Raw genomic sequence first — 18,872 nt, forward strand, 5'->3', positions numbered from 1 at the left:
TAATTTCCAAAAGACATCCCAAAGCAATGTTCAAGAACCACTTCGAACTACCTCGCAAAAAAAAGTAAGCAGGCGTATCTATGCCGAGCATTTTGGCCCCACTACAGGCGACAAAGTCCACCTAGCGGATACTGATCTGTGGCTACAAGTTGAGGCAGATTTGACCAGCGTTCGAGCAGCTGCTGATCACCCAAATGACGAACTACAGAGTGATAAAAGTGCTACCAAAACAACTAAAACACCCGAAATAAAAGGCGAGGAAGTTAAATTTGGGGGCGGTAAGGTCATTCGGGACGGTATGGGGCAAGGACAGTTGCTGGGCGCTGAGGTTGCTGATACCGTTATTACCAATGCGTTGGTCATGGATTATACTGGTATTTATAAAGCGGATATCGGTATCAAGGATGGTCGAATTAGCGCCATTGGTAAAGCCGGCAATCCTGACATCCAACCTGCCATCGATATTCCTATTGGCGGCGCAACCGAGATCATATCTGGCGAAGGTAAAATCCTCACGGCAGGCGGTGTTGATAGCCATATTCACTTTATCGCACCGCAGCAGTGCGAAACGGCCCTCATGTCGGGGGTGACCACGATGCTTGGCGGCGGAACAGGGCCTGCGCAAGGGACCCTCGCTACTACATGTACGCCAGGGGCTTATCATATTGGCTCGATGCTCAAGGCTACTGACAGTATCGCCATGAATATTGGGTTACTGGGGAAAGGTAATGTGAGTGTGCCGGGCCCCATTGCTGAGCAAATCGAAGCGGGTGCCATAGGGCTTAAGCTACATGAAGACTGGGGCACGACACCGCAAGCCATCGATAATTGTTTGAGCGTCGCTGACGACTATGATGTGCAAGTCGCTATCCATACCGATACCTTAAATGAAAGTGGTTATCTTGAGAGTACCTTAGCCGCCTTCAAAAATCGTTGCATCCACACTTTTCATACCGAAGGCGCGGGCGGTGGACACGCGCCCGATATTCTCAAAGCCATCGGTGAGTCGCATGTCTTGCCATCCTCAACCAACCCAACTCGACCCTATACCGTCAATACCATTGACGAACATCTTGACATGCTTATGGTCTGTCACCACTTAAGTCCCGCTATCGCTGAAGATGTTGCCTTTGCCGAAAGTCGTATTCGCCAAGAGACCATTGCTGCTGAAGACATCCTACACGATCTAGGGGCAATCTCGATGATGAGTAGCGACTCACAAGCGATGGGGCGGGTGGGCGAAGTCGTCATTCGCACGTGGCAGACCGCGCATAAAATGAAAGCCCAACGCGGTCATCTGGCACCAGACGCGACTGCTAACATTGAACATCAAGACCAGCGCATCACTCTGACAGACTACGATCATAGTGAAGACAACGACAACTTCCGCATCAAACGCTATATCGCAAAGTACACCATCAATCCTGCGATCACCCATGGTATCAGCGACATGGTTGGCTCTATCGAAGTAGGTAAATGGGCGGATATGGTATTGTGGTCGCCCAAATTTTTTGGGGTGAAGCCTGAATGTATCATCAAAGGCGGTCTCATTGCGGCGGTACCAATGGGTGATATTAACGCCTCTATCCCCACACCTCAGCCCGTACACTATCGCCCTATGTTCGCCACTTACCCAAAATCTATTGCCCAGACCAGTATTACCTTTATGTCGCAGGCTGCTATAGATAAGCAAGTGGACAAGCAACTCGGATTAAATAAAGTGATCCGGCCGGTGCATGGTATCCGTAATATCCGTAAAAGCGACATGCGCTTCAACAGCTATTGTCCTGATATGGATATCAATCCTGAGACTTATGAGGTACGAGCTGATGGGCAGTCGCTCACCTGTGAGCCTGCCGATGTATTACCAATGGCTCAGCGCTATTTCTTATTTTAAGGTTTTAGATCCCTACACTCGAAATACTGGCCACAGCAGACTGTTTGGGCGTCGTTCTACCTTTTCCTTAAACTTTACGCAGTCAGTATTATCAACCAATAGTTTGAGCAACAGCAGCCAGAGTACAGCACCTATGAAAATATTTAATACCCGTCTACAGACACCTAATGACAAGCAGCAAATACAATTAGCAGCGCATTACCAAGCCACCAATTATTTGCTTTTAGATTTTGACACGCGCCAGCACTCTCGGTTTAGAGCCACCACTGTGTCAGGTGAGAGCGTCGGTGTTGATTTACCGCGTACAGGCACGCTTAAAGGTGACGATGTGCTTATCAATGCAGCAGGCGAGTTGATCCAAGTCATCGCCAAACCACAAGCTGTGACCAAAGTGACTGCGGATGATGATTTTACGCTGATGAAAGGGGCCTATCATTTGGGTAACCGACATGTGCCTTTGATGTTTGATAACACTGATGCCGGCTATGCCTTATATTTTGAAAACGACCACGTGCTTACGCAAATGTTAGAGCGCCTTGGGTTACAGGTCGAGCCTGCTTCTATACCGTTCGAGCCCGAAACAGGGGCTTATCAGTCGGGGCAGAGTCATAGCCATTCGCACAGCCACTCACATAACGATTCACACAACCAAGCACACAGCCATTCACATAGCTCGTCAGACAGCCATGAACATAACCGTCAAAACAACAGCCATGAGCCTGTAGGTCAGTCAAAATGAGTGATACCACTGGGCCAGACAGTCAGCACAACCAGAATAGCCAGCTTGGGCAATTGCTTATGCTGGCATCGAGCAACTTACCGATCGGCAGCTACACTTACTCACAAGGCGTAGAAGCCGCGATCGAGTCAGGGATCATCCATGATGAGAGCAGTGCGCTTACGTTTATGCAGGACTACCTACAGCTTGCCGTTATCGGTTATGAGTTGCCTGTATTAGGGCTGATAATGCAGGCACTCGATCAAGGCCATGAGGCACTGGCTGCGAACCTCGCACACGACTATCACGCCAGCTTAGAGAGTAAGGAGTTTGTGCTTGAGTCTCAGCAGTTGGCACAAGCGATGGCATCTTGGCTCAATGAGGTGCTTAGGCTTGGTATACCTGCTGAAATACCTGAAGATGGCTTTTTGCCACTGTTTGCTCATATTGCTCAATACTGGCAATTGGCATTGGCGCCATCGATGACCACTTATGGGTTTGCACAATTAGAAAACATGGTGTTGGCCGCTGTTAAGACCGTACCTTTGGGACAAATGGCCGGGCAACGTATTCTTTGGCATCTGCAAAGTGAGCTGAGTGCGCAGGTACATGAGCTGAGTGACACGGTGCAGCAATCTTTCAGCGCTCTTATAGTGTTAGACGCAACTGACGGCCTAGACCTTCAGCAGTGGTGCCAAAACCTCTACGAGAGGCTTGATTTATCTAATAATCTACCCAATCTGGCTATCCTCTCAAGCAAGCATGAGGAGCAATACAGTCGGTTGTTTCGCTCATAATTCTATATTTATCCCTATTTATATTTACCGTTATCCTAACTGTCTAAGGAGCTCAATATGTCTCTAACCCCGCTCAAACTCCAAACCTCGCAAGACCCAAATGCTGGTAGTGATAACCTAAACCAATCCTCATCTGGTTTATCGTGCTTACGTCTCGGTATTGGTGGACCTGTGGGTAGTGGCAAAACTGCGTTAACCTTGCGTCTGTGCCAAAACTTACGCGACACGGTCAATATGGCGGTGGTAACCAATGATATTTATACCAAGGAAGACTCAGAATTTCTGACTCGTAACAATGCCATGCCTGCTGAGCGCATCCGTGGCGTAGAGACAGGGGGCTGTCCACACACTGCTATCCGTGAAGATGCTTCAATCAATCTGACGACTATCGCTGAACTGCAAGCCACCTTTGAAGGCTTGGAGATGATTATTATTGAGTCGGGTGGCGACAATTTAGCGGCTACTTTTAGTCCTGAGTTATCAGATTTGACCCTATATGTCATTGATGTCTCGGCAGGCGACAAGATACCTCGGAAAGGCGGACCTGGTATCACCAAGTCTGATCTATTGATTATCAATAAAACCGATCTCGCCCCGATGGTGGGTGCCTCGCTTGAGGTTATGGCGCGAGATGCCAAAAAAATGCGCGGTGACAAACCTTTTGTGTTTAGCAATATGAAAACCGGTGATGGGGTAGATGAAATCATCGCCTTTATTAAAGAGCATGGCATGCTTGCTTAGCCTACAGTCCATTATTGTCAATCAGACCATTAATAGTAAGGAGCGACCCTATGACATCTTCCACAAAATCCTCTCGTTTTTCATCGGTTTTATCGTACCCTAGCATTAGCGCAGCTGGCTCATCTGCACTAATGGCATTGCTGCTACTGCCCTCATTGGCGCAGGCTCATTCGGGCCATATCCAATCAACGGTAGCGCACGCTCCCTCGTTCCTGAGCATCTTACAAGCGGGACTCATACATCCAATGACGGGACTGGATCATCTATTTTTGGCAGTAGGCATGGGTATGTTGTTTTATGGCTTGCAAAAGCCTCGTCTAGGGATGAGGTCATTAACAGCAGGATTGTCACTAGGCGTGGTTTTAGCCACTGTTAGCGCATTGATTGGAGGTGTTGGGCTTGCGGCTTCCTTTGGCCTGACGACTGGATTGGTTGAGGGGGTAATACTGTTATCCGTAGTGGTGTTGGCCGTTGTTTTAATGGGTCAGTGGAGTGGGCAGAAAGCGTCATCAACGTTATCATCAATGCGCATGCTAAGCACACGTCATTTACCGTTACTGGGCATTAGTTTTGGTGGTTTGGCAGCATTTCATGGTATGGCACACACGATGGAAGTGCCCGCACAGATTGGCGCCATAGGTCAGCTAGGATTTTATGCAGGCATGATGGTATCTATGCTAGGGTTATACTCAGCCGGTATGTTGATCAATCAGCAGTTGCAGCAACGTCTTGGTGGTAGTTTTTGGCTACAACGCGGGCTAGTAGTATTAGGGCTAAGCGCTGTGTTTATTCCTGTTTTAACCTAGAATGTTATCTGTATTGTGACTCAAATATTAATTGAGATATCAACTTAGATTGTTGTTTAATTTGCATAAAAAATACGGCCTCAATCAAAAGATTGAGGCCGTATTAGGGAGTCGATAACTTAAGCCATCTCTAAACACAGATAGCGTTTCGTCCAGACTACATCGCTTGCTGCTGTTGTTGCTGGGCAGCAAGAAGGTCTTGATAGCTGACTTCTTTGTCAGTTACCTTGCCTTGCTCGATCAGATAATCAACCACTTGGTCTTCTAGAACCACAGACTCAATGTTAGCGCGCTGCTGCTTATCATTGGTGTAGTACTCAATGACTTCTGCTGGATCTTCGTAGTTTTCTGAAGATTCTTTGATAAAGGTTTCAACGCGCGCTTGGTCAATTTCTATCCCTTTGGTGTCGATAACACGAGCAACGATGATACCAAGACGGGCTGCACGCAATGCTTGCTCTTCAAACAGCTCATTTGGTAGCATGTCTTTATCGAAGCTATCAGCGTTTGAGCCAAACTGTTGAGCAAAACGTTGCATCATCATGCTACGTTGACGTTCAATTTCTTGCTCTAGCATAGCGCTTGGTACGTCAAATGCATTTTTTTCTAGCAAGGCATCAAAAGTAGCTTGTTTAACCTGGCTACGGGCGGCGTTTTTGATTTCGCGTTCCATGTTTTTACGAACGTCGTCTTTTAGTTTTTCAACGCCGCCTTCGGTCACACCGAACAGCTCAAGGAACTCTTCATTGATTTCAGGAAGTTTTGATTTTTCAACTTTTTTGACATTAATTTTAAACTGAGCCGCTTTACCAGCAAGATCTTCCGCTTGATAGTCTTCTGGGAAAGTCACGTCGATAGTTTTTTCTTCGCCAGCTTTCATGCCTTTGATACCCGCTTCAAAGCCTGGGATCATCTGGTTGCTACCAATAACTAATTTGAAGTCTTCAGAGGAGCCGCCTTCAAATTTCTCGCCATCGATTGAGCCTTCAAAGTCAAAGATGACCTGATTGCCTTTATCGGCTTTGCCTTTTTTCTCGACGAACTCTTCACGCTGCTTTTGTAGATTTTCAATCATAGTGTCAACGTCTTCTTCGTTAACAGTGGCAGTATGACGTTCAACTTCGATGTCATTAATACCTTGCACGTCAACTTCTGGGAAGATTTCAACTGTCGCTTGATACACTAAGAAATCATCTTCAAGTTTAACATCATCGATGTTAGGCATGCCGACCGCGCGGATATCTTCCGCTTTAATCGCTTCAAACACAGTATCGCGAATGACGTCGTTAATTACTTCTTGTTGGATACCGGCACCATATTGGCTGCGGATATGCGACATAGGGACGTTACCTTTACGGAAACCATCGATTTTGGCAGTTTTCGCAACTTGGCGAATACGGCCTTCGACTTTGTTTTGAATTTTTTCGACCGGTACTTTAACCGTTAGCTGGGTTTCTTTTTCAGACAGCTTGTTGGTTGTGATCTGTAAATCTGTAGCCATGTTGATTACACCTTTAGGATTAAAATAACAGGCAATCGCGCCTCAAGATTGGGACTCGTTATGCCGATTGCCGTTGGAATGAATAGGGGATATCGATCGCCTCATGATAGTGCGATTGGGAATCGCCAATGACACTAGCAATGATATAGGCAATATAGTACGTCAAATATCAATAATAACTCGCTAATAGGCTCTGATAACAATGCTTTTTAATCAGCAGTAGAGATAAATGGCGATTTTCGATAAAATTTCAAAAGTAGAACAGTATAATCTATCTGCTAATTAAAGTAAAAGTTATCTGTTTTGTCTGGCACACGCTTTTATAGCCTGATGCTCAAAATGGGCCAATAGTACAGAAATTTAACCATTTAAAAAGTGATAGCGTCTATTATGACTAGAAATCCAGCTGCTGCAATAGCTGCCGAATAGCTTGTCCACGATGACTGACGCGATTTTTATCAGTGGCGCCTAAACTGGCGGCGGTCGCTTGCATATCAGACAACCAAAATAGTGGATCGTAGCCAAAACCACCATCGCCATGCGGTTGGTCTAAAATCTCACCTGACCATAAGCCTTGAGCAATAATAGGTAGTGGGTCATCAGCATGACGAACCATGGCTAGTACACAGACAAATAAACCATCAATGGGCGTATCGGGCTGCTGTGCGCGTATCGGCTGTAAGTCAGCGATAAGCTTGGCGTTATTTTTAGCATCGTTACCATGCTCGCCTGCGTAACGGGCAGAGTATATTCCAGGCGCATTACCAAGTACTGGTACACAGAGCCCTGAATCATCGGCAATGGCAGGTTTACCACTTATACGGCTGGCGTGACGGGCTTTGATAATAGCGTTCTCAATAAAGCTGAGACCGTCCTCGACAGCATCTTCAATATCTAGCTCACCTTGCGGTATGATAGTAACGTCTAAATTGGCTTCAGCGAACAGTCGTTTAAACTCAGCAAGCTTACCTTTGTTATTACTCGCAAGCACCCAACTCGTCTGAGTCAAAGCGTGGCTTGGCTGTAATTGTGTCTCAATATCGCTCATAAGGCCAGTCCGTAATTTTTGTATGTGGTGATGGTCTACTGGATCATTAATGTTGAATTATTATAATGTAAACACTAATGGCAGTGGCTATTTTATGCTTTAATTAAGTAAATTACTAATGTATGCCATTGGCAGGTAATTTAAATAGTCGAATTAAGGCAGCTATAACATTCAGTAACGGATATTAAGCGTAATTTTTGCTATAATAAATGGTAAGCTAAAGTGAATTATAGCTTGTAGGTTATGAATTTAAAATTAACAATCCGTGTGCAACAGTCATGTGGTCAATTTTTTTGTTTTATAATCATGTGCCATAGCGCATTGAGCAATAACGTTCATTCATTAACAATAAACTCAGCCAATTTAGCCTAATATTTCATGGTCATAAGTTCGAACAGTACCGCGGTTATGATCGCGTTATCTACAAGTTTTAAGGTAAGTGGGTCAGAAATAGGCACACAACTGAAGCATGACATTAACGGCTAAAAAGCAAGGATAAAATAACCATGTCAAAGATTACTTTACCAGAATTACCGTACGCAAAAAACGCACTTGAGCCGCATATCAGTGCTGAGACTCTAGAATATCATCACGATAAGCATCATGCCGCCTATGTAAACAAGCTAAACGACTTGTTACCAGGTTCTGGTCTAGAAGACAAAACGCTAGCAGAAATTATCGTAGCTGCATCTAAAGATGACAGCAAACAGGGTATGTTTAACCAAGCTGCTCAAGTATGGAACCATACCTTCTATTGGAATTGCTTGACGCCTGAGAATGGCGGCGGCGAACCTACTGGCGATCTAAAAGGCAAAATCGAAGAAGACTTCGGTAGCTATGATAAGTTTCGTGAAGAGTTCAAAAACGCAGCACTAACCCAATTTGGTTCAGGTTGGGCATGGCTCGTTGCTGATAAAGAAGGCGGCAAACTGTCAATCGCTAAAACAGGTAACGCTGACAACCCATTAGCACATGGTCAAATAGCGGTATTGACTTGTGATGTGTGGGAACACGCGTACTACGTCGATTATCGCAACCGTCGTCCTGATTATGTTGATACCTTCCTAGACAAACTAGTGAACTGGGACTACGCGAATGCAAAATATAAAGGTCAAGATGCTGGTGTTGAAGCATAAATAGTTTTTTACTTACTAAGTATTTGATTTATGAAAAAGGACACTGAGAAGTGTCCTTTTTTTGATTTTAATTAATAGTGATTCCCAATATCTAGCATCATAAATTTGATGTTTTAGAAGCGCTCTTACTATGGTGTCAACTATCTCGGTTGCTTTTAATAACAATCTTTTAATTATTTTTTGCTCCTTAGAACTTAAATAATATTTTGTGATAACGGTATCATAGTTGCCAGCCAGCGGTAAAATAGAAGAACAATGGATACAAAGTCTATTATTCTCATACGAAAGTATAAGCTCTAAATAAGTATATCTATCTGCACCACTGAGGTATAAATAATTTTCTACCTTAGATTTCCAAAGTCTATGAGCATTTTACCATTGAACCCTCAATCATTTTTAATAAAGGATAAGAGTGATTTTTTAGTCTCACAAATTTCAGAAAAGTAACTGACTAGCTTTAGACATGTACTGGCTTCAAAATAGTTTGTAAAAGCTTAATAGTCATTGTTTAATCCTCTGCTGTAAGTAAATTCTTCCAACGTATTTAATAAAAAATAGTATAGCTGATTACCTATTTTGTAATTCAATAAATGATGGGTCATTCACGTCACACCCTACGCGACGTTACAACTCTATTTCTAATCAAAGCTATTTCTCTCAACCAATTCCCAACCACCATCCGCATCCATTGCCGATTCATCAATCACCCGATGAAAGCCTTGTTTAATTAAATTAAAGCGCGAAGGCTTAGGCTTGTCATCAATAGAGACGAATGGCGTTTCTATCGGGATAATTGCTTGCCATTGTGGATTATCGCTTGGACTTGATGAGTTTTTCTTAGCTGAGATATTTTTCTGGTTTTCACTAGTCGCTAATACAAAGCTAAAAAACGAAGTATCGCCTGCGACCATACGTAAGTCATCGACGACTAGCTGCTCAGTGGAGGGTGTGTTTGATTGCTTTGGAATAGTATTTGTAGCGATTAGCGTCTGTGTTCTATATCCTGTCCAATCACCAGAGAACCAATCGAGCCTTGTAGCATAAGGTTGGCTAGACTGAGGCAAATTGGTGCTAAGTGCTTTTGAGTTCTTATACTTAGTTAAGTAACGATATTCAGGTAGTCGCTTATCTAACACACTGCCTCTCAACTCAATAATTCGATGCTGCTTATCTTCAGCGAGCGTGCGCCACAATAGAGTAGTTGGTAGCACAGGCATAGTTTTAATCCGAACGATATTTTCAATACCTGCCGCTGCTAGAGTTTGCTCAGCTTGACCTTGCGCATAATATTTTAATCCTAATGACAGTAGCAGATAACCACTACTAACCACTAGCATTCCTACGGCTAGGCGTTGGCAATTAGCAAACCAACCTTTCTTAAATATTGGCAGTTTACGACCCTTTATAAGTCCGATAATCATAGCGATAAGCAGTGGCAAAGTATAAAGGGGATCGATAATAAATACTGAAGCAATACTGATAGGGGTAATTTGCAAAGGTTCTTGCAGCGGCCAAAACAGTTGCGTGCCGTAGACCGTAAAGCTATCTAAGATCGGATGAGTCGTTAGCGCTAAGGTCATGGCTAGCGCTAAACGTTGATCCGAGTAGGGTAGCGGTATGCAGCGCCATTGATGATAGCGACTAATCAGCCAAGCACCTCCTAAGCCTAGAGCTGTCAGAACAAATAGCGAGTGACTAAAGCCACGATGATAAGTCATATTACTGACTGGATCACCGTAATTCAAAATCACGTCTAAATCGGGAATAGTGCCGAGTATCGCACCATATATGTACGCTTTGCGACCTTGGTATTTACCGAGTATCGCCCCTTGGACGCTAGCACCTAAGACGATTTGACTGAGTGAATCCATAGGGTTTTAGCTTACTTTTAATAGGATTTAAGGGTAAGTTGTCTTTTATTTAGTATTAATATTTCGCGTTTAGCACCCTACGTGACATCATTATTTAAAGTTTTGATAAATTACAAAACCTCAAAATCAAATCTACCCAAAGCCTCCCGCAACATCGCAATATTATAAAACGCATGCGCATTAACAGTATTTTGAAAGAAGATATAGAGCGTATCAAAATGTTGGTGCTGATTGGCAATCGCTTGTGCCCAATCCTGCATCTCCGCTTCGCTATAACGATAATCATGGCGGTCACTAGCACTCATCGCATCCCACCAGTTTAGATTATTGCCATGCATCCTTAGATAGCCAGTGCGTTGAGTAAATATTAGTCGTGACGGCGGTAGACCCTTAACCTTAGGGTAATCAACACTACACCAAATAAGACCTTGCTCACCAAAACTATTGACCACTTGCGGCGTGTGCCAGCTGGCATGACGGAATTCAACTGCTAATGGATAGTCTTTAAACCAGCTGACTAAATTTGCTAGATACAGCCTATTATCTCGGGTACGGTCAAAGCCATGTGGGAACTGTAATAACAGGGGTGCTAAACAGTTGGCTTCGATTAGTGGAGTCAGGGCAGTAAGAAAAGACTGTGCGTGTTCGGGACTACCTTTGCGAACATGAGTGAAATCTTGATGCAGCTTGACCGCGAACTGTAATTCACTTTCGGCTTGTACGTAGGCTTTATTAACCATACCGGCAAAGGCTTTTTGGCCAATTGGTGCATAAAAAGTACTATTAATCTCCACTGCGCCGTATTGCTTGGCACACTCACATAAAAAGTCAGTTTTCTTAGTGCCGGTCGGATACAGCGTGCCTAGGAGGTCAGTATCGCTATAGCCGCCAGTACCTAGATAAATACGTTGGGTATTGCTATTAGTCATTGCCGCCCTCTATATTTCAGCCCTTTTTTACAGGTATGTTTTTAAGCGCACATAGTTATTAACGTACCTACTTTTTTATGTAATATCAATTATAAGACTATTTCTTACGTGCCCAGAGCCATTCAATAAGCTCAAGTAACGCATAACTTTCGGTATTTTCATTAATACCCTCACCCATACTATCATTAGTGCCATCACCCAGCTCACGAGTAATTGCCGCACGTCCACCATCAAATAACGACTGCGCGTAATGTTGAGCGGCATCAACCCCCATTAGTTTGACATAGGTCGATTTATCTAGCTTTTCATCACTACCGGCAGGCTTGCCTAGGGCATCGGTACTGGTGGTCACATCTAAAATATCGTCTTGAACCTGAAAGGCGAGGCCAATATGCTGCGCACAATCTTGTAGCGCGATACGTTGCGGGGCAGTTGCTTGCGCACAAATACCGCCCATTAATACTGCAGCTTCAATCAATGCACCAGTTTTATCACGGTGTATGGATTCTAAATCAGCTTGCGATATGTTGCTGTTGGCTTCAGCGTTGATATCAAGCATTTGTCCTGCCACCATCCGCCGTGCCCGCGGTGCAAATATAGCCAATAGCTGACTGGCGATTAGTGAATCAAAAGGGGCAAAGGTAGGTATTTCTGCGGTCAATACTTCAAAGGCGAGAGTTTGCAAAACATCACCGGCCAGCAAGGCCGTCGCTTCATTAAATACAATATGAGCGGTCGGCTGACCACGGCGCAGTTCATCGTCATCCATACAGGGGAGGTCATCGTGTACTAGCGAGTAGGTATGTAGTAATTCTACCGCTAATGCCGCTCGACGGCACATATCGTATTGCACTTGGTCATGCAAAACGCTATCTAGGTTTGCTATCTCGTCGTTGTTATTAATACCGCCTGCTTCAATGGAGGAGTTATTGGTAGCATTGATACTAACGGCTCTTATACTAGCAAAAGCACTGGCTACCAGTAATGGGCGCACTCCCTTACCTTGGCCAGTCATTACATAGCGGCAAGCATCAACCAATGGATTTGGCAATTGAGCATAGTCAAATAATGCGTCAATATCTTGTGCTAATTGCGCGCGTAACGCGCTATGAAACTGCTCAAAGTTATCAAAAGGAACAAAGCGCGGCGCAGAAGAAACAGTCATAACTAAACCAATTAAAAGGTGAATAATAAAAGTATTATTAAGGTAGCATGATAGCTGATAAGGCGGACTCACACACGCTAAGCGCTATTTATTTTGGTTACGTATTACTGATTTAACTTATGGTCTGGATATGGTTTGATGAAGTGTTGGGTCTGAACAAACGAATATCTATGCGCGTAAAGCACGCTGGCTATAAGGTAAATGCTTGATAGTGACTTACGAGTCCGGTATTAGCTTGTGACAGTTAGGGGCATAATCCCCTACACTAATTGACGTAAAAACTGCCTAACGATTTAAATACTGACTATCTAAACAAATTATTTATGCGATAAAGCGCTTTATTAGGCTAAACCTAGCGCTTGTTATATATTAAATCATGACGCTTAAAACGAGATAAATTGATACTGAATATTGATGTCAGATAAAGAAGAATTTGCAGTGAATATCAATATAACGACAGCGCTTTCTTTGAAGTTTGGTTCTGATGCTTTACTAAGATTTAACCGTTTTAAGGCTATGATTTAAGGCTATAGAATGAATCAGCATGCCAAATATAGCGGTATGTTTTTAGTCGATATGAGCAAGCAATAGCATAAAAATTAAGCGTCATACTAATGTACGCCAGACAAAGCAATGAGTGCTGGATAATAAAGACCTCGTCGCTGCATAATTTTGCAGGCCATTTATAGTAATAAGTAAGCTTGCAAATTCTCAGTATTATTCTTTTTACTAACAATAACTGGCTATTTATTTCAATTTTAAAATATAGCTTTTATTAGGTAGCTTGTATTAAGTAACTTTTATCACATAGCAATTTTATCACATAGCAAGGAGTCTCAAATGGTATACCAAGGAAATCGCATCACGGTGACAATGCTAGAAGACGGCATCGCCAACATGCAGTACAACGCCGAAAATGAGAGCGTGAATAAGTTTGATACCGAAACCAACAAGCAGTTTGGTGAAGCCGTTAGCGCACTTGAAAAAGCCACTGACGTTAAAGGCCTTATCGTTACTTCAAGCAAGGGTGTGTTTATCGCTGGTGCTGATATCACAGAGTTTGTGGCCTCATTTAAACAGTCAGAAGACAGTATTAAAGACTGGGTTATTGGTATTAATAATGACTTTAACCGCTTTGAAGACTTACCATTTCCTAAAGTTGCCGCCATTAATGGTGCCGCATTGGGTGGCGGTTGTGAGATGACCTTGGTTTGCGAATATCGTGTCATGAGCGAAAAAGCAATTATCGGCTTGCCAGAAACCCAACTGGGTATTTTCCCAGGCTTTGGTGGTACGGTTCGTAGTACGCGTATCATAGGTATTGATAATGCGCTTGAGCTGATCGCTACTGGTACGCCCAAAAAAGCATTAGACGCCTTAAAGTTAGGCCTAGTTGATGCCACGGTTCCTGCTGATGACTTACAAGATGCCGCGATTGATTTGGTTAAAAAGTGCATCTCAGGTGAGCTTGATTGGCAAGCCCGTCGTGACGAAAAGCTTAATCCAGTTAAATTAAACCCGCTTGAGCAAACGATGGCCTTTAGTAGTGCCAAAGCCATGATTTTTGCCAAGGCCAACCCCAAGCAATATCCTGCGCCAGCACTTGCTATTGCTGCGATTGAAAAGCACGTTAATTTACCCCGTGATAAGGCCATTGCAGTAGAAGCTGCTGGTTTTGCCAAAGCGGCCAAAACCCCCCAAGCTGAAAGCTTGGTTGGTCTATTCTTAAATGACCAATTGGTTAAAAAGTTAGCCAAACAACATAGCAAACAAGCACATGACATCAATGAAGCCGCTGTACTGGGCGCTGGTATCATGGGTGGCGGTATCGCCTATCAAGCAGCCAGCAAAGGCTTGCCAATCATCATGAAAGACATCAAGTCTGAGCAATTAGATCTTGGTATGGGCGAAGCCAGCAAGCTCCTGGGTAAAATGGTTGATCGTGGCAAAATAACCCCAACCAAAATGGGTGAAACCTTAAGCCGCATCCGTCCAACCCTAAACTATGGCGATTTTGCTGAGACGGACATCGTTATCGAAGCCGTGGTTGAAAATCCAAACGTTAAGCGTGCGGTATTAAAAGAAGTAGAGGGTTTGGTTAAAGACGACTGTATCTTAGCTTCAAATACCTCAACCATCTCTATTACTTATTTAGCTGAAGCGCTAAAACGTCCAGAAAACTTCGTCGGTATGCATTTCTTCAACCCAGTAAGTCGTATGCCATTGGTTGAAATCATTCGTGGTGCAAAGTCTTCTGAACAAGCCGTTTCTACTACCGTTGCTTTAGCTACTAAAATGGGCAAAGTGCCGGTTGTGGTTAATGATTGCCCAGGTTTCCTTGTAAACCGCGTACTGTTCCCATACTTTGGCGCTTTTGACTTGCTACTTAAGCAAGGTGCAGATTTTGTTCATGTCGATAAAGTGATGGAAAAATTCGGCTGGCCAATGGGTCCGGCTTATCTAATCGACGTGGTTGGTCTAGATACGGGTGTACATGGTGCAGAAGTGATGGCAGAAGGCTATCCTGATCGTATGAAGGCGGATTATAAAGGTGCGATTGAGCATCTTTACGACAACGAACGTCTGGGTCAGAAAAATGGCGTTGGTTTTTATAAGTATGAGATGGACAAGCGCGGCAAGCCGAAAAAAGTGGCCGACGACGCTACCTATGAATTGCTCAAAGAAACCAGCGATAGCAATAAGCAAGAGTTTGATGAGCAAGCCATCATCGACCGTACTATGCTGGCTTTTTGTAATGAGACTGTACGTTGCCTAGAAGATAATATCGTTGATACCCCAGCTGAGGCTGACATGGCGATGATTATGGGCGTTGGTTTCCCACCTTTTCGTGGTGGACCTTGCCGTTATATCGACCAGATGGGTCTTGATAACTATTTGGCACTGTGTGAAAAATACGCAGATCTTGGCAAAGCTTACGCCGCCCCGCAAAAGATTCGTGATATGGCAGCAGCAGGCGAGACCTTTTACGCCACGGTGTAATAGGCAGTCATTACTAGGATAAAGTGCAGTACACTTGCTCGATAATGGTTAATGATAATTTATTATTGGTCAAATCATAATAGTTGGTTAAATGATGCGAGCATAGCGGTACTGCTACCGACAATAAAAATTGAAAGGAATGTATATGACAACTTTAAGTCCAAAAGATGTGGTCATCGTAGACGGCGTACGCTCAGCAATGGGGAAATCTAAGAACGGTATGTTCCGCCATGTCCGTGCCGATAGCCTATCTGCTGAATTGGTTCGCGCCTTAGTAGAACGTAACGATTTTGACCCTCGTGATGTTGAAGATATCATCTGGGGCTGTGTCAACCAGACCCTAGAACAAGGCTTGAATATAGGCCGTAACATTGGTTTATTGGCTGATATTCCAAAAACTGCTGGTGGTCAGACCGTCAACCGTCTGTGTGGTTCTTCTATGCAGGCGCTACATACTGCTGCCGCGCAAATTATGACCAATCAAGGTAATACTTTCATCATTGGTGGGGTTGAGCACATGGGCCACGTGGGTATGATGCATGGCGTCGACCTCAACCCTGCTGCCTCTAAGCATTATGCCAAAGCCTCTAATATGATGGGCTTGACTGCTGAAATGCTGGGCCGTATGAATAACGTTAGCCGTGAAGAACAAGATGCCTTTGGTCTTGAGTCCCATCGCCGCGCATGGGAAGCGACTACTGAAGGTCGTTTTAAAAATGAAATTGTCGGTATCGAAGGTCATGATGCCACTGGTCGCTTGCAACTGTGTACCGTTGATGAAGTAATTCGTCCTGATGCGACTATGGAGCAAATGCAAAAGTTACGTCCAGCCTTTGATCCTAAAGGGGGTACGGTAACGGCAGCGACCTCGTCAGCACTGTCTGACGGTGCGTCAGCGATGCTAGTGATGAGCGCGCAAAAAGCCAAAGACTTAGGTCTTAAGCCTCGCGCCCGTATTCGCAGTATGGCTATTGCTGGCTGTGATGCTGCTATCATGGGCTACGGTCCGGTACCTGCCACTCAAAAAGCGCTTAAACGTGCTGGCATGAGTATGGACGACATCCAGACTATTGAGCTCAACGAAGCCTTTGCTGCGCAAAGCTTAGCAGTACTCAAGTCATTGAACCTACAAGACAAGCAAGACATCGTCAATATCAACGGTGGTGCGATTGCTCTAGGTCATCCACTCGGTTGTTCAGGTGCGCGTATCACCGTCACGCTATTGAACGCTATGGAACAGATGGATACTGAAGTTGGTCTTGCTACCATGTGTATTGGTCTTGGCCAAGGTATCGCTACTATCATTGAGCGTGTTTAAGCCGTTTATGTCTTAATAATCTTAAAGTAATTATATGCTCTAATAAAAACCCTCGGTCGTCACGGCTGGGGGTTTTTGTGTTACTGGGTCATAGGATTAGCAGGTCATAGCGTTCACTGGTTATTAACTGGTCATATAGTATCATTATCAAATTAAAGGGCCATAAGTTGCTATTAAAGACTATCTCCATTGACGGACTAGGCAAACTATGACTAAATAAGGGTATAATTAATCATTATAATCTTGTTACTAAATATAAAGTCAAATAGCCTAAATATAAAACAGTCTGTAGCCATAAGCTATCAGCGTACAAGGAGTGTACTATGTCCACCATGATTACCAACCGCACCTACCGTATCGCCCGCGAAAATACCCAAGCAATGGTAATTGATGTCCAAGAACGTCTGACACCACATATTAACGACCACGAAAATATCGTCAAAAAGATTGTCATTCTAATAAAAGGTCTGCAAGCACTAGACATTCCCATTATGCTCAATGAACAATATAAAAAAGGCTTAGGTGAGACCTTGCCTGAAATTCGTGAGATATTAACAGGTGATAATGCCAAAGGCTTTGAAAAAGTCACCTTTAGTGCTTGTGATAACGATGACTCATGGAATTATTTGGCGCAGCAGAACCGTAGTATTGTGTTGCTATTCGGCGTCGAAACGCATGTTTGTGTCTTACAAACGGCACTTGATTTACTAGATAATGGTATGCAACCGGTCATTATTGGTGATGCGGTAGGCTCGCGCTTTCCTTACGATAAGAAGCAAGCCATTCGTCGTATTCGCCGTGCTGGCGGGGTGATTACCACAGTAGAAACCATTCTTTTTGAGCTATGCCGCAGTAGCAAAGATCCTGCATTTAAAACGATTAGTAATCTGATTAAATAGTGTTTTGATTGCAGTGCTTAAACTAGAGAGCTACTTAATCAACTAGCTACTGAATCAGACAGCTACTGACTTATGACATAAAAAAGGGTTTGCCAGCGATGACAAACCCTTTATCTCATAATTTAAAAAATGATGGTTTATATCTCTTTACCGTCATTGGTAGGGCTATCATTTCTCTCATCAGTGTTGGCGTTGACCTTCATATGAGACTTACCTAATAACTGGCCCATTTGTACGCTAGCATTAGCGGTCATGTGGTCTTGCCAGTCCGCGTTTGCAGTCTTTGGTAATATCACAATAGCGGTTGAGCCCAAATAAAAGCGTCCGAGCTCATCACCCTGTGCCAAGCTCATATCATGATCCATTTCTTGCATATCGTCTGTGCGAGTAATTTTGCCAGTAGCGACTGTTTCGATACCAGCGACAATCATAGCGCCAACCATTACTACTGCGGCTTTACCATATTCAGTATCGAACATACATACCAGGCGCTCGTTACGGGCGAATAAGTCAGGAACGTTGGCAGCAGTGGTAGTATTGACTGAAAACAAGGTGCCAGGAACATAACGAGTCTTGGTTAAGGTGCCAGAAAATGGCATATGGACGCGGTGATAGTTGCTGGGCGCTAGATAGACAGTAGCGAAGCTACCATCCGCGAAATAACTGCCATCTTCACTGTCGGCAAGCAGCTGACCCACATCGTAGTGCCGCCCTTTGGCTTGTAGCAGCTTATGATCTTGTATCTGCCCTAGCTGTGATATCACCCCATCGGCAGGGCTGACGATACCATTAATGGTGCTATCAATGGTGCGTGCATCATCCTTAAGCTCGCGAGTAAAGAAGTCATTAAAGCTCTCATACGCCTTGAAGCTCTGGCGCTCACAGTCATCTAAATGCACATTATAGGCTTTGGCAAAGCTGCGAATAAAGACGCGCTTGACGATAGGGTGACGGCTTGCGGCCAAGCGTCCAGCAACCTTGCTCAGCTGCTGCTGCGGGACAAATTGCTGTAGAGTGGTGAATAAAGTCATAACAAGGCTACCGAA

15 protein-coding genes are annotated in these 18,872 nt (G+C 44.1%); 9 read left to right on the forward strand and 6 right to left on the reverse strand.

All coding sequences use genetic code 11. The features are described from left to right. The first annotated feature begins 76 nt into the window (after positions 1 to 76). From ureC to RCH20_RS09960, 5 genes are all read left to right on the forward strand, one after another. Positions 77 to 1,897, forward strand: a complete 1,821-nt coding sequence (gene ureC, locus RCH20_RS09940) for an urease subunit alpha (RefSeq protein WP_442793131.1) — start codon at positions 77 to 79, stop codon at positions 1,895 to 1,897. Between the two features lie 133 nt (positions 1,898 to 2,030). After that, a complete protein-coding gene (ureE, locus tag RCH20_RS09945) occupies positions 2,031 to 2,636 on the forward strand; it encodes an urease accessory protein UreE (RefSeq protein WP_327193489.1) in 606 nt (201 codons plus the stop codon). Then, a complete protein-coding gene (locus tag RCH20_RS09950; protein WP_327193490.1) occupies positions 2,633 to 3,412 on the forward strand; it encodes an urease accessory protein UreF in 780 nt (259 codons plus the stop codon). The genes ureE and RCH20_RS09950 overlap by 4 nt, the downstream gene beginning before the upstream one ends. A gap of 57 nt (positions 3,413 to 3,469) precedes the next feature. Then, positions 3,470 to 4,153 (forward strand): urease accessory protein UreG, encoded by a 684-nt coding sequence (gene ureG / locus RCH20_RS09955; protein WP_327193491.1) that lies wholly within the window; start codon positions 3,470 to 3,472, stop codon positions 4,151 to 4,153. Positions 4,154 to 4,203: 50 nt separating this feature from the next. After that, positions 4,204 to 4,959 (forward strand): HupE/UreJ family protein, encoded by a 756-nt coding sequence (locus RCH20_RS09960; protein WP_327193492.1) that lies wholly within the window; start codon positions 4,204 to 4,206, stop codon positions 4,957 to 4,959. 157 nt (positions 4,960 to 5,116) lie between these two features. On the opposite strand, the gene tig is transcribed toward RCH20_RS09960, so the two are convergent. Both tig and rdgB read right to left on the reverse strand, forming a co-directional pair. Beyond that, on the reverse strand, positions 5,117 to 6,460 hold the full coding sequence (gene tig, locus RCH20_RS09965; protein WP_209956297.1) for a trigger factor: 1,344 nt from the start codon (positions 6,458 to 6,460) through the stop codon (positions 5,117 to 5,119). Between the two features lie 394 nt (positions 6,461 to 6,854). Beyond that, on the reverse strand, positions 6,855 to 7,508 hold the full coding sequence (gene rdgB / locus RCH20_RS09970) for an RdgB/HAM1 family non-canonical purine NTP pyrophosphatase (RefSeq protein WP_209956298.1): 654 nt from the start codon (positions 7,506 to 7,508) through the stop codon (positions 6,855 to 6,857). Between the two features lie 506 nt (positions 7,509 to 8,014). On the opposite strand from rdgB, the gene RCH20_RS09975 reads away from it, so the two are divergent. After that, positions 8,015 to 8,644 (forward strand): superoxide dismutase, encoded by a 630-nt coding sequence (locus RCH20_RS09975; protein WP_327193494.1) that lies wholly within the window; start codon positions 8,015 to 8,017, stop codon positions 8,642 to 8,644. A gap of 638 nt (positions 8,645 to 9,282) precedes the next feature. Here RCH20_RS09975 and RCH20_RS09980 read toward each other — a convergent pair. The 3 genes from RCH20_RS09980 to RCH20_RS09990 all read right to left on the reverse strand — a co-directional run bounded on the left by RCH20_RS09980 (position 9,283) and on the right by RCH20_RS09990 (position 12,609). Then, a complete protein-coding gene (locus tag RCH20_RS09980; protein WP_327193495.1) occupies positions 9,283 to 10,515 on the reverse strand; it encodes a metal-dependent hydrolase in 1,233 nt (410 codons plus the stop codon). Between the two features lie 110 nt (positions 10,516 to 10,625). Further along, positions 10,626 to 11,444 (reverse strand): DUF72 domain-containing protein, encoded by an 819-nt coding sequence (locus RCH20_RS09985; RefSeq protein ID WP_327193496.1) that lies wholly within the window; start codon positions 11,442 to 11,444, stop codon positions 10,626 to 10,628. Between the two features lie 97 nt (positions 11,445 to 11,541). Continuing rightward, positions 11,542 to 12,609 (reverse strand): polyprenyl synthetase family protein, encoded by a 1,068-nt coding sequence (locus RCH20_RS09990; protein ID WP_327193497.1) that lies wholly within the window; start codon positions 12,607 to 12,609, stop codon positions 11,542 to 11,544. Between the two features lie 840 nt (positions 12,610 to 13,449). Between RCH20_RS09990 and fadB the strand changes: the two genes are divergently transcribed. From fadB to RCH20_RS10005, 3 genes are all read left to right on the forward strand, one after another. Next, positions 13,450 to 15,609, forward strand: coding sequence for a fatty acid oxidation complex subunit alpha FadB (fadB, locus tag RCH20_RS09995; RefSeq protein WP_327193498.1), 2,160 nt, complete (start codon positions 13,450 to 13,452; stop codon positions 15,607 to 15,609). A gap of 145 nt (positions 15,610 to 15,754) precedes the next feature. Then, complete coding sequence (gene fadA, locus RCH20_RS10000) at positions 15,755 to 16,927, forward strand: acetyl-CoA C-acyltransferase FadA (protein ID WP_327193499.1); 1,173 nt, start codon at positions 15,755 to 15,757, stop codon at positions 16,925 to 16,927. A gap of 323 nt (positions 16,928 to 17,250) precedes the next feature. Continuing rightward, complete coding sequence (locus tag RCH20_RS10005; RefSeq protein ID WP_209956307.1) at positions 17,251 to 17,826, forward strand: isochorismatase family protein; 576 nt, start codon at positions 17,251 to 17,253, stop codon at positions 17,824 to 17,826. A gap of 137 nt (positions 17,827 to 17,963) precedes the next feature. Here RCH20_RS10005 and asd read toward each other — a convergent pair whose 3' ends face one another. Beyond that, positions 17,964 to 18,857 (reverse strand): archaetidylserine decarboxylase, encoded by an 894-nt coding sequence (asd, locus tag RCH20_RS10010; RefSeq protein WP_327193500.1) that lies wholly within the window; start codon positions 18,855 to 18,857, stop codon positions 17,964 to 17,966. Positions 18,858 to 18,872: the final 15 nt, after the last annotated feature.

This window comes from Psychrobacter sp. PL15 (genome assembly GCF_035984995.1).
Taxonomy (GTDB): Bacteria; Pseudomonadota; Gammaproteobacteria; order Pseudomonadales; family Moraxellaceae; genus Psychrobacter.